Raw genomic sequence first — 15,074 nt, 5'->3', positions numbered from 1 at the left:
TATGGAAAAAATATGAAACATGAATGGAGGGAAAAGTCATGTTTCGTAAGAGTATATCAATTTTACTGATCACTTTATTATTGTTACCACAATCCAACATATTAGCCAATGAATCATCAGATCTAGCAGAATCATCGAAATCTGCCTTTTTAATTGAGGTGGATACAGGTACCGTCCTTTATAACAAGGATTCCGACAAACGACTCCCACCTGCTAGTATGACAAAGTTGATGACCATGTTACTAGTCATGGAGGAACTTGATTCAGGATCATTAACCTTAGATGAAACGGTTCAAATAAGTGAACATGCCGCTTCAATGGGTGGAACACAAATTTATTTAGAACCTTTTGAAGAAATGAGTGTTAAGGATTTATTAAAAGCGGTCGCAATTGGATCCGCTAATGATGCATCAGTTGCTCTAGCTGAACGCATTGCGGTTACTGAAGAGGCATTCGTAGAAAGAATGAATGAACGTGCAGAAGAGCTAGGGTTAAGTGATACCAATTTTGTCAATGCAACTGGATTACCTGCCGACAATCAATACAGTACGGCACACGACATGGCTAAAATTGGTCAAGCATTACTAGAGCATGAGAAAATCACAGATTACACCAAAGTCTATGAGGATTATTTAAGAGAAGGTACAGACGATGAATTTTGGTTAGTAAATACGAATAAATTAGTTAAGTTTTATCAAGGTGTAGATGGGTTGAAAACTGGCTACACGAGTGAGGCTAAATATAATTTAACAGCAACTGCTAAACGTGGTGAAATGCGTTTAATCGCCGTTGTCATGGGTGCAGAGACAACAAAAGACCGCAATGCTGATATCACCAATATGTTTGATTATGGTTTTGGACAATATGAACTTCATCAATTACACAAAGCTGGTGAAGTATTGTTTTCATGGGATCACATGAAAGCTGACAACGATTATCTTGTAGCTGTACCTAAAACTAATATTTCCTTGTTATTAGAAAAAGGTGACAAGTTAGATGATTACCATACAGAGTTAGCTATGGAAGATTTAGAGCAATGGCCATTATCTCAAGGTGATACAATCGGGAAAATAGAGGTCTATAAAGGTGAAGAGCTTTTACATGAATATCCTTTAATTATTCGTGATGAGGTTGAAGACGCTTCAGTTTGGACATTGTGGAAACGTATGATGAATAAACTTCACCACAGGGAAATGATGTCGAATTCAAACTAGTTTTGTCAATAAGCAGGAATTTTAAATATTAAAGACGAAAAGGCTCAATAGCACCATTTCAAAGGAGGAAAATGCATTGAGCCTTATTTCACATTTTGAAAAAAGAGAAGACGTATTATTGGTACGTTTAGTTGGAGAATTAGATCACCATGAAGCTGAAAGGTTGAGAAATGAATGGCAGGTTCATTTCACTGGTGATATTAAGCATGTAGTAGTCAACTTAGAAAAATTAACCTTTATGGACTCTTCAGGGTTAGGAGTGTTTTTAGGAAGGTATAAGCAGGTCAAATCGGCCAATGGAGAAATGGTCATTTGTTCGATTAATAAATCCGTCAAACGGTTATTTGAGCTTTCAGGCATGTTCAAGCTTATTAACACAGCTAAAGATGAGGCTGATGCTCTGTCTCGTTTGGGGGTGGCATCATGAATAACTACATGAAAGTCGAAATGGCAGCGAAGAGTGAGAACGAGTCCTTTGCGAGGGTTGTTGTAGCCTCGTTTATTTCACAACTTGACCCAACATTGGATGAGCTGACAGAGTTAAAAACCGTTGTATCTGAAGCTGTCACAAATGCAATCATCCACGGTTACGAAGAAAATGAAGAAGGTGTTGTTATTCTTGAATGCACGATTGATGATGGAGAAGTTTCTCTAAAAGTCCAAGACCACGGAAGAGGAATTGATAATATTGATGAAGCGGTTGAGCCCATGTTCACGTCTAAGCCTGAACTTGAACGATCTGGAATGGGCTTTACAATTATGGAAAATTTCATGGACGACTTTGAGGTTCAATCTTCTAAAGAACATGGAACAACAGTGACTTTAAGGAAAAAATTTAACCAAAACCAGACGGCAAATCGTTAGGTGATGACCATGAAAGAAAATAACCATGTCAAAGATGAACGAGCGACGATCTCAAATGATGAGATTAAGGAACTAATTAAGCGCTCACAAGAAGGGGATCACGAAGCACGTGATAAAATTGTAGAGAACAATACTCGACTCGTCTGGTCAGTTGTTCAACGCTTCTTAAATCGTGGATATGAGGCAGATGATTTATTTCAAATAGGTTGTATTGGTTTAATTAAATCGATCGATAAGTTCGATCTAAGCTATGATGTTCGTTTTTCAACATATGCTGTTCCTATGATTATTGGGGAAATTCAACGCTTCATCAGAGATGACGGTACCATTAAAGTCAGCCGGTCACTAAAAGAATTAAATCATAAAATTAGAGCTAAAAAAGATGAGTTAACTAAATCGTTAGGGAGATCACCTTCAATCATAGAATTAAGTGAAGCCTTAGAAATTCCGAAAGAGGAGTTAATCATGGCAATTGAGGCCAATCAAGGTACACACTCAATCCATGAAACAGTTTATGAAAATGAAGGTGATCCAATTACGTTAATGGATCAAATAGCAGATAAAGATACTCGCTGGTTTGATCATATTGCCTTAAAAGAGGCAATACAGAAGCTTGATAAAAGAGAAAGGTTAATTATTTATTTGCGTTATTATAAAGACCAAACTCAATCGGAAGTCGCAAAGCGTTTGAATATTTCACAAGTACAAGTATCAAGATTAGAAAAAAGTATTTTGTTAGAAATGGAAGAGTTTATGAAAAAATAACAAAGACTGTCCTATTAGTCAACCTAATGGGACAGTCTTTTTTTGTTGGAATGGTGCTATGCATAATCGGTATGATGTTCTTTCACTTTTTGTTAGGTGGTCAGTGTTATCTCAATGACGTTTTGCGCGTCACACGGTGGTGAAACGTCATCGAGGGAGCGTCTCGCTTACGTTTTGCGCGTCACAGGGGGTCAAAACGTCAATGAGAGCGCTTCTCCCATACAGTTTATCCCACCGAATTGGGAATTGCTCATAACTTCATTGGGACAGACACCAAACTAGTTAATGAACATCACCAATCAAATGTGCATAAAAATTGAAGAATTTACCCAGGTTTTTCTAATTTCACTTGTACATTTATTACCTATCTCCAGTACATAATAACGATATAGTCTAAAAAAGGGATGATGGCTGATGTCAGACGTGATCTATTTGCGATTAAAACATAAGTGGAGTGTTAGAGTAGGAGATCAAATACAATTAGGGGATATAGCTTGGATCAGTTGTCCCGAAAAGATGCAAGACAAACTTCTTAACTTATTTTTATATGAAGTTAAGAAAGAGGATCAAACTTATATTGTTGTCGACTTGTTTAGTGTTATTAAGAAGATTAACAAGCTTTATCCTGATTATGATGTTGAGTCTGTAGGTCCATCACAAACCATTCTGATTCTGAAAAAACCTAAAGCCAAAATGTATCCTATGTATGTCTTTTTTATCTGGACGTTACTATTTATCGGAGCTGCAATGGCCATCATGAACTTTCACTATGACGTTAATATGCCAGAAGTACAGGGGAAACTCCATCGGATGATGTCAGCTGATGAACTTGATAGAAGTGTGTTATGGTTGCAAATTCCTTACTCAATTGGTCTTGGGTTAGGAATGATCTTATTTTTTAATCACTTTCTAAAGAAACGGTTTAATGAGGAGCCGAGCCCATTGGAAGTTGAAATGTTTAATTATGATCAGAATTTACATCAATATGTCACTTTTAACGAAAATGAGCTGAACCGAGAAAATGATCGTTAGTTATGCCATTGAGATTATTGTCGGCTTGTCTGCAGGTTTAGCAGTTGGCTCAGGCTTCGTCGCTTTTTTAGCAGTACTAGGCGTCATACCAAGGCTTGTTCAAATTTCTAAATCCAAACCTCTTATTCGATATTATGAATGGGCTGTTGTTTTAGGTGCGATTTTTGGAATTTATATAACTTTTTCGGGAATTTTAATAAATGTTCCTGTAATTTTGGAGATTTATTGGGGATTACTTCACGGGATCTTTATTGGTATGTTAGCCGCAGCGTTAACTGAGATCTTAAATGTTTTCCCCATTCTTGCTAAACGAATGCAAGTCGATGACTACATTCAAGGACTCGTATTAGCCATTGTTTTTGGTAAAATTATCGGTTCGTTATTTCAATGGTTAATTTTTGTTGATTAGAAAGGTGATAGACATGATTACGAAAGATAATTATAAGAAATCAATCAAACCGTATCAACCTAAGCCTAAGTATTTTAGAAATTGTATAAAGGCTTTTTTAATTGGTGGCTTAATTTGCTCAATTGGTCAAGGGTTAACCGTTTTTTATATGGAAGTATTTGGCTTTACATCTAAAGAGGCAGCCAATCCTACAGTAGCCACTTTAATACTTATAGCTGCGTTACTAACTGGATTTGGGGTTTATGATAAAATCGGTCAATTTGCAGGTGCTGGAACAGCTGTACCTGTGACTGGCTTTGCGAACTCCATTACTAGTGCAGCAATGGAACATCGTAGTGAAGGATTAGTATTAGGAGTTTCAACTAATATGTTTAAGCTAGCAGGTTCAGTTATCGTGTTTGGGACTGTTGCAGCATATATCATAGGCGTGCTTAGATATTTAATTCAATCGTTCTTATAAGTAAGGGTGAAATAGATGAAACAAGGAAAACAAACATGGGTATTTGATAATGGTGTTTATATCAAGGGTTCTGCCACTGTAACTGGCCCACGAGAGAAACAAGGCCCACTTGGTCAAACTTATGACTATTCTTTTGAAGACTTATATTGTGGTGAAGATACATGGGAAAGGGCTGAACAGGCATTACTTAATAAATCAATTGATTTATGTTTACAAAAAGCAAAGGTTCGAAAAGATGCTGTAGATTTGTTGGTAAGTGGTGATCTGTTAAACCAGAACGTGACATCAAATTATGTTGCCAGGGATTTCCCAAGTTCATTTTTGTGTGTATTTGGTGCTTGTTCGACATCAATGGAAGCCTTAGCAATTGCCTCCTCACAGGTGGATAGTGGTAACAGTGATGTGGCGTTAGCGAGTACAAGTAGTCACTATTCAACTGCTGAGAGGCAGTTTAGATATCCAACAGAATATGGTGGTCAAAAGCCTGATACACAAACGTCTACGGTGACGGGTGCCGGTGCAGCTCTTGTACAAAAAGAAAGAAGTTTTGTTCAAGTTGAAGCGGCAACTATAGGAAAAGTTGTTGACTTCTCAGCTAATGATCCATTAGATATGGGCTCAGCAATGGCTCCAGCAGCAGCTGATACGATTGTACAGCACTTAAAAGACATGAATAGACAACCAGAAGAATATGACATGATTCTTACCGGTGATTTATCAAGTGTGGGAACACCTATTGCCAAAAAATTAACTTATCAATTTGGTTATGATATTGAGAATGTTCACCGAGATTGTGGCTTAATGGTCTATAACTCAAATCAAAATGTATTTGCTGGTGGAAGTGGATGTGCGGTATCAGCAGTTGTCTCTTATGGACATATTATGCAACAACTACGTTCTGGTGAGTTAAATAAAGTTCTTATCGTTGCAACAGGAGCTTTGTTAAGTCCTACAATCGTACAACAAAAAGAAACGATACCATGTATAGCTCATGGTGTGGTATTAAAGCGGGTGAGTGGATCATGATCATGGATTTTGTTTGGGCATTTATAGTTGGTGGTGCTATATGTGTGATCGGTCAATTACTCTTGGATTTGTTTAAGTTAACACCAGCTCACGTGTTATCGTCGTTTGTAGTTGCTGGAGCAGTATTAGACGGATTTAATTTGTATGACCGATTAATTGAATTTGCTGGTGCAGGGGCAACCGTACCGATTTCAAGCTTTGGTCATACACTACTTCATGGAGCTATGGCTCAAGCAGAAGACCATGGATTTGTCGGTATAGCCATTGGTATTTTTCAACTGTCATCTGCAGGTATAGCATCCGCCATCCTATTTGGCTTTATTGTCGCACTGATCTTCAAGCCTAAAGGTTAAGGGAAGGGGTAAATAATGGAACAACAACCTCAACAACCAATAATGAGGTCTATTGAAAAGAATAGAAAACTATTTGAAGAGAAGTTAGGTATAGACGTATCTTTTGATATTGGTTATAGAACGATCAATGTGTTAGGTCGAGACGTTGATTTTTATTACACTAATGGATTAGCTGACACTCAGTTCGTTACGGAAATATTAAAGAAAATCATTGAAATTAATGATTTTGAACATGAAAAACGTAAGGTACCTGAAATTGTAAAAAATAGATTGGCTAATCATCAGTTTGAAGAAATTAAATCAGTTGATGATGCAGCAGTAGAGGTTATGTCTGGTCTACTTGTCGTCATTGTCGATGGACATGATGTAGCTTATGTAGTGGATGTGCGTAGCTATCCTGGACGTGGACCAGAAGAACCGGATACTGAACGTGTGGTAAGAGGTGCCCGTGATGGATTTACTGAAAATATTATTGAAAACGCTGGGTTAGCGAGAAGGCGAGTTCGAGATGAACGTTTAAGGTTAGAAATTATGCAAGTTGGTAGACGTTCAAAGACTGACCTTTCCATAATGTATATAAAGGATATTGCTGACCCAGGGTTGATCGAGAAAGTCCGTCATGATATTAAGCAAATAGATGTTGATGGACTGGCTATGTCTGATAAAACTATTGAAGAATTTATTCTAAAGCAATCTAAAACACCTTTTCCACTTGTAAGATATACAGAACGTCCGGATGTTGCAGCAGCCCACTTATTTGAGGGGCATGTCTTAGTCATGGTAGATACTTCGCCTAGTGTCATGATTACACCAACAACATTTTTTCACCATGTGCAACATGCAGAAGAATTTAGACAAGTCCCGATGGTTGGTACCTTTGTTCGTTGGGTAAGATATCTGGGGATTATGGCTTCACTATTTTTATTGCCTTTATGGATTTTATTTGTGCTACAGCCAGATATATTGCCTGAGGGATTATCTTATATCGGTCCGAGTGATGAAGGCAATATTCCTATTGTCGTACAGGCTTTATTAGCAGATATAGGGATTGAGTTCTTAAGGATCGCCGCCATTCATACACCGACTGCTGTATCTACTGCTCTTGGCTTAATCGCTGCGGTGTTAATTGGTGAGATCGCCATAGAAGTTGGCTTATTCACCCCGGAGATTATCTTGTATATTGCAATTGCCGCCGTGGGAAGTTTTGCTACGCCTAGTTATGAGTTATCAGTAGCGAATAAGATCTCTCGATTGCTACTAGTTATTTTTACAGCAGTATTCGGTGTGAAAGGGTTAGTGATTGGATTTACTTTATACGTATTGATATTGGCACGTACCATTTCCCTAAATACGCCATATTTATGGCCGTTGATTCCATTTAATCCACAGGCGATGTATCATATGCTATTTAGAATTTCTGTACCTTTACAGAAACGTCGTCCAAGCATTGTTCATCCACAAGATAATTATCGTAGACCCCCGGAAACACCGGAGAATTAAAAAGGTGAAAGGTTATCAGTGGCATAAAGTGCTCCTGATAACCTTTTTTATTTGGTAATTTATAAGGTGAATCTTGAATTTGTCTGATGAATACAAATACTGACCCTTTTCTTCATGATATGGTAAAATGATTGTACGAGGGTTATGCATGTGGTAAGTTTATCTTATTAAAAATGTAGTTTAGTTTTTGTTAGTTACTAAGAATGTTGATTTTTATAAAGATTTAGCCTAAAATAAACGATTAGCTTTATCGATGAGATTAATATATAAGTGATAATTTTTCGTCAGTTAATAATTGTCGTATAACAAATATGGATAGGTGAGTGAAAATGAATCAAAAAGAATTGCACATCGGTGGCGTTAATGCCGTGGACCTCATCAACAAATATGGAACACCTTTATTCGTTTACGATGTCGAACGTATTAGAGAAAATGCACGAGCTTTTGTAGATACTTTCAAGGAATTGGAAGTCGATTTTCAAGTAGCATATGCAAGTAAAGCCTTCTCTTCAGTTGCTATGTTACAAGTTGCTAAACAAGAAAATCTTAGTTTAGATGTTGTTTCAGAAGGTGAATTATACACGGCTATGCAAGCAGGCTTTCCCCCTGAAAAAATTCATCTGCACGGAAATAATAAAAGTTTATCTGAACTAGAACTAGCCTTAGATTACGGTGTAGGCTGTATTGTCGTTGATAACTTTTATGAAATTGAATTAATACAAAAATTATTAGTAGATAGGGATCAACAAATGAATGTCTTAATACGTGTAACACCTGGTATTGAGGCGCATACCCATGAATATATTTTGACAGGACAAGAAGATTCAAAATTTGGATTTGACCTATCCAATGGACAAGCAGAGCGTGCGGTTGAGATCATCTTAAATCAGTCACAGTTAAACTTATTAGGCTTGCACAGTCATATTGGGTCACAAATATTTGAAACGACAGGTTTTGAAGCAACTACAGAGCGACTTTTTGAGGCATTAAAGAGCTGGAAGTCACAGTTTGGATTTCAGGCACAAGTGGTTAACTTAGGAGGGGGCTTTGGTATAAAATACACAAATGAAGACCAACCTTTACCCCTAAACGAGTATGTCGTTTCATTAGTTGATTCAGTTAAACAGAGCGCTTTTGAACATGATTTAGCTATGCCAGAAATTTGGATTGAGCCAGGTCGTTCGATTGTTGGAGATGCAGGTGTCACTCTCTATACAATTGGGGCTATTAAGAATATACCAGGCGTGAGGAAGTATGTATCTGTTGATGGTGGAATGACAGATAACATTAGGCCTGCTTTATATCAAGCTAAATATGATGCTGTAGTAGCCAATAAGTTAAATGAACCAGCAGATGATTTAGTTTCAATTGCTGGTAAATGTTGTGAAACAGGTGATATGCTGATTTGGGACTTAAAAGTGCCAAAAATAGACAGTGGTGATTATTTGGCTGTGTTTTCGACAGGGGCTTACGGTTATTCTATGTCTAGTCATTATAACCGTTTTCCCAAGGCAGCTGTTGTGTTTATAGAAAATGGCCAAGATTATTTAGTAGTTGAGAGAGAACGATTCCAAGATTTGACACGTTTTGATAGATCATATGAGTAAAATAGTCGTAAAAGGAGTTTTGTAAAATGAAAAAAGCAACGATTCATTTCGAAAACGGAGAACAGATCAAAATTAATCTATTTGAAGAAGACGCACCCAATACGGTGGAAAACTTTGTGAAGTTAGCCAAGGACCAATTTTATGATGGGTTAACCTTTCACAGAGTTATTCCAGGATTTGTCATTCAAGGTGGGTGCCCAAATGGAACTGGAACCGGAGGACCTGGTTACACAATTAAGTGTGAGACTGAAGGAAATCCAAATAAACATGAGCGTGGTTCTTTATCAATGGCTCACGCTGGTAAGGATACAGGGGGAAGTCAGTTCTTCATCTGTCATGAAGCGCAACCACACTTAGATGGTGGACATACTGTGTTTGGTAAAGTAGAAAGTGGTATGGATGTTGTTAATCGAGTTCAACCAGGTGATGTTATGGATAAGGTTGTTATTGAAGATTAATTTTTGGTGTAAGACTAGTTAATTGGCGCTTAACTTCATTTAACTTGCCTAACGTTCTATAGGTGTTTGCTAGTTGACATTTAAAATATTATAAGTAAAGTATATTATGTAAAATAATGACTAAAATGTAATGATGTTAGGTAATGTTAGTTAAAGAGGGGTTTATATGCTTATTAAATATAAGAAAACTTTTGAAAAGATTGCGATGGGTTTATTATCATTTATGCCTGATGAAAAAGAAGTTAAAAAGCTACAATCTACAATTAAAGAATACGAGACAAATGATCAGTGGCAGCTCTTTTTATGGAAAGAAGATGATGTGTTAGGAGCATTAGGTGTTAGGTTTGAGGATCAAAAGATTGTCGTCCAACATTTGAGTGTGACACCTTCTCATCGTAATCAAGGAATTGGTAAACAGATGGTCAAGGCTCTAAAGGAGCAGTATGGTGATGACTATATTATCTGTGCCAATGAGAAAACTGAAGGTTTCTTTAATCAATGTGAATGATGATTAAGTGGTTTCAACTAATGGTTGAAGCCATTTTTTATTTTTTGTATTTGGCTCTGTTAATTGTTTAATTTATAGTTAATGAAGAATGTTCATTAACTCATTTTTTTGATTGTATTGAGTGCTACGATATCGCTACGGAAATACACTACGCTTTCCGCGGGCTCGCGCTAAGCCTCCTCGTTCGCAAAGAGCGCTCTCTGTGGGGGCTTAGCGTTTTCGCTTTCCCGCGACGTACAGGACGTGCTAGTGTCGGTGATGCCACAGGACGTGGCGTTTTCACCGACCAGGAGTCTCCGTGTATTTCCTTCGCTAGTTAGGTTGTTAATCAATCTTATAAGATCTTACATTCGTTGAAAATCACCACTAGCGTAGGCAGAATACGTAGACTCCTGTGGAAACAACACGAGTCTGAAGACCCCACAGACCGAACGTTTTTTGTGAGGTCGAGGAGGCTTCAGCCGTGTCCATGGAAAGCGGAGTATTCTGCTGGAGCGAAGTTATAGCACTCAATAAATAAAGGAAGAGTTTTTAATGAACATCATATCGATTATGTGACAGACTCTTTAACTTAACCGGAAATTTCAGGTTTAATAAAAAATGATTAATGGTATAGGTCAAGTAGAGGCGAATCATATTCCTTTTTATTCAAAGTTTTGATAATATATTAGTTGAACAGAATGACGAACGTATTGAAATGAGTGACGTCAATGGAGAAAACAGTTTATCAGGTAAAAATCGATGCCTTTGAAGGGCCATTAGATTTATTGCTTCATTTAGTGAATCAATATGAAATAGACATTTACGATATTCCTTTAAAGGATATAACTGATCAGTATATGGACTATATACATACGATGCAAGATTTGCATCTTGATATTGCTAGTGAGTACTTAGTTATGGCGGCAACGTTATTAGAGATTAAGAGTAAAATGCTTTTGCCCAAGCAAGAACTAGAATTAGAAGATGAATATGAAGAAGACCCACAAGAAGAATTAATCCAGCGCCTAGTTGAATATAAGAAGTATAAGGAAGCTGCTCATGTGCTCAAAGAACGAGAGCAAGAGTCTAATCAAATTTACACTAGGCCCCCATTAGACTTAACAGACTACCAATCTGATCGAAAAGTAAGTCGTAGTGAAGTTTTATCTGTAACAGATTTAACAAATGCTTTTCAAAGATTATTAAGAAGAAAACAACTCTTACAGCCTATGGAGACAACGGTTCAAAGACAAGAAATTTCAATTGAAGAACGGATGAATGATGTCTTAGTATCCTTACAAAAGATGAAAGGAAAAGCTTCATTTGAAAATCTATTTGATTATCAGGAACGGTTCGAGATTGTAACCACTTTTTTAGCTTTATTAGAATTGATGAAATCCCTTAAAATCATGTGCTATCAAATGAATAATTTTGAGGATATAACAGTTGCTTTAGTGGAGGATGAATGATGGAATTAAATCAGTTAAAAGGTGTATTAGAAGGTTTATTATTCGTCTCCGGGGACGAAGGATTAGCTATGAGTCAAATAAAAAAAGTACTATCCGTGAACGCGGAGACTGCTGAAATTCTAATTGAAGAGCTTAAATATGACTATGATCACGGTCAAAGAGGCTTATCGATCTTGGAACAAAAAGGAGTTTATTATTTAACGACTAAATCAGAGCATGCCTTATATTTTGAGAAGATGCAGGAGGCCAACTCTAGCTCCAAACTCTCACAGGCTGCTTTAGAGACTTTAGCAATAGTAGCCTACCGTCAGCCAATCACACGAGTAGAGATTGATGAAATTAGAGGGGTTAAAAGTGACGGCCCGATTCAAACGTTAATTTCACGATTTCTGATTGAAGAAAATGGACGAAAGGAGACGAGTGGCCGGCCTATTTTATTCCAAACAACTAAAGAGTTCCTCACATTTTTTGGGTTGAGCTCATTAGATGAATTACCCCCTCTACCCGATGAAGACTTCAAGGAAGCAGTTCAAGAGGCGGATTTATTCTTTGAAGAAATGGATGAACCATCTGCTTAAGTTTTTGATTATATGTACTCTAAGGAGGTCACCTTGTGTCCAATGAGCACACAGTTAAATATTCATGCTAAGAAAATCTATCACCAACTATCTACGCTTGAAAAAGATTTAGGAGAATTTTTAAATAACAAAAGTGTTCATATGATTATTAAAAACGATCTAAATTTAGATAAAGAATATGTCATGGCGATTGTTAAACACCTTCGCTTTTTGGAAGTTTACTGTACAGAGGGTAAGCGAGCTCTTGAACGTTTAATGGTTACAGAGGAGATTCAAGAAGAAGTATTACAAAAGATTTATCAAGGAGTTTATCAAAAGTGTATTCACGAGTTTTTCTCCCCAAAGGATGACCTTTGGCATGAAGACAGTCGAGCTTCATACCTTAATAAGTGCTCGATTGTGTTCCAAAACCATCCAGGTGAGGATATTATTGAGGTTACTCATATCGTTGAGCCTACATTTCATGAGTTAAGAGAGCAACTTGATTTTCTGGAGGCGTTATAAGGTTAGTTATGCTAAGTGTGTTGGGCACACTTAGCTTTTTTTATGTACAGTATTTTCTAAATGATCATTTAATTATGGTATCTAACGTATGGAATAGTAAATGATTCTAAACTGTGGAACATTGCTTAACAGTTTAAGCATACATACAAAACTTGGACATATACTTATTCTTGAGATGGACATGTTGACTAGTGACTAAAGACAGGATGGGAGATTTCTTATGAGAAAAATTATAACGCTTTCTATCATATTTATTTTATTAAGTGTTCCACCTGTACAAACCAAAGCAGAACCACACATTTCTGCTAAAAGTGCTGTTGTACTGGATATGGAAAATTTAGAGGTTCTTTATGAAAAGAATATGAATGACCAACGCCCTATTGCCAGTATTACAAAAATAATGACAGCTATCGTTGCAATTGAAAATAGTGATTTCGATGATCCGGTTGAAATATCTAATCAAGCATCAAAGACGATCGGTTCGTCTATATATACGAAACCAGGGGATGAATACCCGTTAAAAGATTTATTATACGGACTGATGCTTAGATCCGGAAATGACGCAGCTTATGCCATCGCAGAGCATGTAGGTGGAAGTGAAAAAGGGTTTGCCTTTTTAATGAATGAAAAAGCAGATTGGATTGGAATGGAGAATAGTTCATTTCAAAATCCTCATGGGTTAGATGAGGAAGGACATTATTCTACAGCTTATGACATGGCCTTATTAACCGCATATGCGATGAATACAAGCGATGAATTTAGAGAAATCTTTGGGACTAAGCGTTATTTATCCGATCAAGTCGGTTATTATTGGATGAACAAAAATAAATTGTTAATGACATTTGATCAAGTGTGCACGGGTGGTAAAACGGGTTATACAAGTGTTGCAGGTAGAACTTTAGTCACAACAGCCGAGCAAGATGGAAAAGAGATTGTCGTAGTGACCATTGACGCGTCTGATGATTGGAATGATCATCGCGTTTTATATAAACACGGCTTCGAACAAATTGAAGAACAACCGGAAATTCCGATCTTTTTCGATCAAGAGGAAAGTCCAAACACATTCTTTGATTCAATCGTACAATCGTTTCGGTATTTACAAGGAGCGATTTGATGGTAAATATCATTTGGGTAGCTTTGGCTGCTATTGGAATCGTTTATGCGCTTTTTAATGGCACTATTGAAGAAGTGAATGAGGTCATCTTTACAAGTGCACAAGAAGCAGTCACATTAACCATCAGTTTAGTTAGTGTTTTAGTGTTCTGGTTAGGGTTAATGAAAATTGCTGAGGAGGCTGGGTTATTAGAGAAACTGGCACAACTGTTCAAACCGATATTTACTCGATTGTTTCCAGAGATCCCAGCTAATCATCCGGCTATGGGTTATATATTATCCAACTTCTCAGCTAATTTATTTGGGTTGGGGAACGCAGCAACACCTTTAGGAATCAAAGCCATGCATGAGATGAAGAAGCTTAATAATGATAGTTCTGAAGCTTCAAGGTCGATGATAACCTTTTTAGCTTTAAATACCTCAAGTGTGACGTTGGTGCCAACAACCATCATTGGTATTCGCATGCAATACGATTCTATGGCTCCGACCGAAATTGTTGGCTCAACCATTATCGCTACGTTTATTTCAACTATTGGAGCGATATTAGTTGATCGCTATTTTTATTATCGGAGACAAAGGAGACTCACTTAGGATGTTAGTACATATTAGTAATTTAATTATTCCGCTCATTATTTTGGTCGTATTATTATACGGTACATATAAGCGAGTGCCGACTTATGAAACGTTTGTTGAAGGAGGTAAGGAAGGAGTTAAAATGGCCATTTCCTTACTTCCTTTTTTATTAGGAATGATTGTTTCAATTAGTATTTTTCGCGCATCAGGAGCATTAGATGCTTTTGTTGGCTTAATAGATCCCGTTTTATCATTTTTCCATATACCTTCAGAAATTGTACCACTGGCTATTACTCGACCGATCTCTGGTACAGCCTCACTAAGTATAGCTACGGATTTAATTAAAACAGAAGGTCCTGACTCATTTATTGGACAACTTGCTTCAACTATGCAAGGTAGTACGGATACTACTTTGTATGTGTTAACGGTCTATTTTGGAGCAGTTGGAATTAGGAAAATGGGAGATGCGCTTAAAGTTGGACTAGTTGCAGATTTCATTGGTATAATAGCATCGTTGTTTGTATGTTACCTTATTTTTGGTTCATAATGGTATATAAATGAAACAAAGCGTTAACAGGTGAAGTTAACGCTTTTATAATGGCATACTGTTATTAAGGAATATGAAATGTCAGTGGTTAAACTAACGAACTAATTGTAAA

19 protein-coding genes are annotated in these 15,074 nt (G+C 37.0%); all 19 read left to right on the top strand.

From position 1 onward, the window contains the following. Positions 1 to 38: 38 nt before the first annotated feature. The 19 genes from HWQ49_RS02960 (at position 39) to HWQ49_RS02870 (ending at position 14,962) form a co-directional block, all read left to right on the top strand. A complete protein-coding gene (locus HWQ49_RS02960) occupies positions 39 to 1,214 on the top strand; it encodes a D-alanyl-D-alanine carboxypeptidase family protein (RefSeq protein WP_188206070.1) in 1,176 nt (391 codons plus the stop codon). A 76-nt stretch (positions 1,215 to 1,290) separates the two neighbouring features. Beyond that, a complete protein-coding gene (spoIIAA, locus tag HWQ49_RS02955; protein ID WP_188206069.1) occupies positions 1,291 to 1,641 on the top strand; it encodes an anti-sigma F factor antagonist in 351 nt (116 codons plus the stop codon). Continuing rightward, positions 1,638 to 2,078: an anti-sigma F factor gene (gene spoIIAB, locus HWQ49_RS02950; protein ID WP_188206068.1), complete on the top strand. Its 441-nt coding sequence runs from the start codon at positions 1,638 to 1,640 to the stop codon at positions 2,076 to 2,078. The genes spoIIAA and spoIIAB overlap by 4 nt, the downstream gene beginning before the upstream one ends. A gap of 9 nt (positions 2,079 to 2,087) precedes the next feature. Next, complete coding sequence (gene sigF / locus HWQ49_RS02945; protein ID WP_188206067.1) at positions 2,088 to 2,843, top strand: RNA polymerase sporulation sigma factor SigF; 756 nt, start codon at positions 2,088 to 2,090, stop codon at positions 2,841 to 2,843. A 414-nt stretch (positions 2,844 to 3,257) separates the two neighbouring features. Further along, positions 3,258 to 3,875, top strand: a complete 618-nt coding sequence (locus tag HWQ49_RS02940; protein WP_188206066.1) for a stage V sporulation protein AA — start codon at positions 3,258 to 3,260, stop codon at positions 3,873 to 3,875. Further along, positions 3,865 to 4,284 (top strand): stage V sporulation protein AB, encoded by a 420-nt coding sequence (locus tag HWQ49_RS02935; RefSeq protein ID WP_188206065.1) that lies wholly within the window; start codon positions 3,865 to 3,867, stop codon positions 4,282 to 4,284. Before HWQ49_RS02940 ends, HWQ49_RS02935 begins: the two co-directional genes overlap by 11 nt. 13 nt (positions 4,285 to 4,297) lie before the next feature. Further along, entirely contained in the window at positions 4,298 to 4,744 is a 447-nt protein-coding gene (gene spoVAC / locus HWQ49_RS02930) for a stage V sporulation protein AC (RefSeq protein WP_188206064.1), read from the top strand. A gap of 15 nt (positions 4,745 to 4,759) precedes the next feature. Then, complete coding sequence (gene spoVAD / locus HWQ49_RS02925) at positions 4,760 to 5,770, top strand: stage V sporulation protein AD (protein WP_188206063.1); 1,011 nt, start codon at positions 4,760 to 4,762, stop codon at positions 5,768 to 5,770. 2 nt (positions 5,771 to 5,772) lie between these two features. Continuing rightward, positions 5,773 to 6,123: a stage V sporulation protein AE gene (gene spoVAE, locus HWQ49_RS02920; protein WP_188206519.1), complete on the top strand. Its 351-nt coding sequence runs from the start codon at positions 5,773 to 5,775 to the stop codon at positions 6,121 to 6,123. Positions 6,124 to 6,138: 15 nt separating this feature from the next. Then, positions 6,139 to 7,623 carry a spore germination protein gene (locus HWQ49_RS02915; protein WP_188206062.1) on the top strand — a complete coding sequence of 495 codons (1,485 nt, stop codon included), beginning with the start codon at positions 6,139 to 6,141 and terminating at the stop codon, positions 7,621 to 7,623. A gap of 329 nt (positions 7,624 to 7,952) precedes the next feature. Beyond that, positions 7,953 to 9,230, top strand: a complete 1,278-nt coding sequence (gene lysA, locus HWQ49_RS02910; protein ID WP_188206061.1) for a diaminopimelate decarboxylase — start codon at positions 7,953 to 7,955, stop codon at positions 9,228 to 9,230. A 26-nt stretch (positions 9,231 to 9,256) separates the two neighbouring features. Continuing rightward, positions 9,257 to 9,688 carry a peptidylprolyl isomerase gene (locus HWQ49_RS02905; protein WP_188206060.1) on the top strand — a complete coding sequence of 144 codons (432 nt, stop codon included), beginning with the start codon at positions 9,257 to 9,259 and terminating at the stop codon, positions 9,686 to 9,688. Positions 9,689 to 9,854: 166 nt separating this feature from the next. Then, positions 9,855 to 10,196, top strand: a complete 342-nt coding sequence (locus tag HWQ49_RS02900) for a GNAT family N-acetyltransferase (RefSeq protein WP_188206059.1) — start codon at positions 9,855 to 9,857, stop codon at positions 10,194 to 10,196. Between the two features lie 710 nt (positions 10,197 to 10,906). Next, on the top strand, positions 10,907 to 11,647 hold the full coding sequence (locus tag HWQ49_RS02895) for a segregation/condensation protein A (protein WP_188206058.1): 741 nt from the start codon (positions 10,907 to 10,909) through the stop codon (positions 11,645 to 11,647). Then, positions 11,647 to 12,225 carry an SMC-Scp complex subunit ScpB gene (scpB, locus tag HWQ49_RS02890; protein ID WP_188206057.1) on the top strand — a complete coding sequence of 193 codons (579 nt, stop codon included), beginning with the start codon at positions 11,647 to 11,649 and terminating at the stop codon, positions 12,223 to 12,225. Before HWQ49_RS02895 ends, scpB begins: the two co-directional genes overlap by 1 nt. 42 nt (positions 12,226 to 12,267) lie before the next feature. Further along, positions 12,268 to 12,729 (top strand): DUF3907 family protein, encoded by a 462-nt coding sequence (locus HWQ49_RS02885; RefSeq protein WP_188206056.1) that lies wholly within the window; start codon positions 12,268 to 12,270, stop codon positions 12,727 to 12,729. 220 nt (positions 12,730 to 12,949) lie between these two features. Then, entirely contained in the window at positions 12,950 to 13,843 is an 894-nt protein-coding gene (locus HWQ49_RS02880; protein ID WP_188206055.1) for a D-alanyl-D-alanine carboxypeptidase family protein, read from the top strand. Next, positions 13,843 to 14,433 (top strand): nucleoside recognition domain-containing protein, encoded by a 591-nt coding sequence (locus tag HWQ49_RS02875; RefSeq protein ID WP_188206054.1) that lies wholly within the window; start codon positions 13,843 to 13,845, stop codon positions 14,431 to 14,433. Before HWQ49_RS02880 ends, HWQ49_RS02875 begins: the two co-directional genes overlap by 1 nt. A 1-nt stretch (position 14,434) precedes the next feature. Continuing rightward, the gene (locus HWQ49_RS02870) at positions 14,435 to 14,962 is read left to right on the top strand and encodes a spore maturation protein (RefSeq protein WP_188206053.1); all 528 of its coding nucleotides are present in this window, start codon (positions 14,435 to 14,437) and stop codon (positions 14,960 to 14,962) included. The last annotated feature ends 112 nt before the right edge of the window (positions 14,963 to 15,074 follow it).

It is taken from the genome of Alkalibacillus aidingensis (genome assembly GCF_014595945.1).
In the GTDB taxonomy this organism is placed as follows: domain Bacteria; phylum Bacillota; class Bacilli; order Bacillales; family Alkalibacillaceae; genus Alkalibacillus; species Alkalibacillus aidingensis.
The sequence above is the reverse complement of the archived record's forward strand: the minus strand, read 5'-3'. Positions and strand labels throughout refer to the sequence as shown.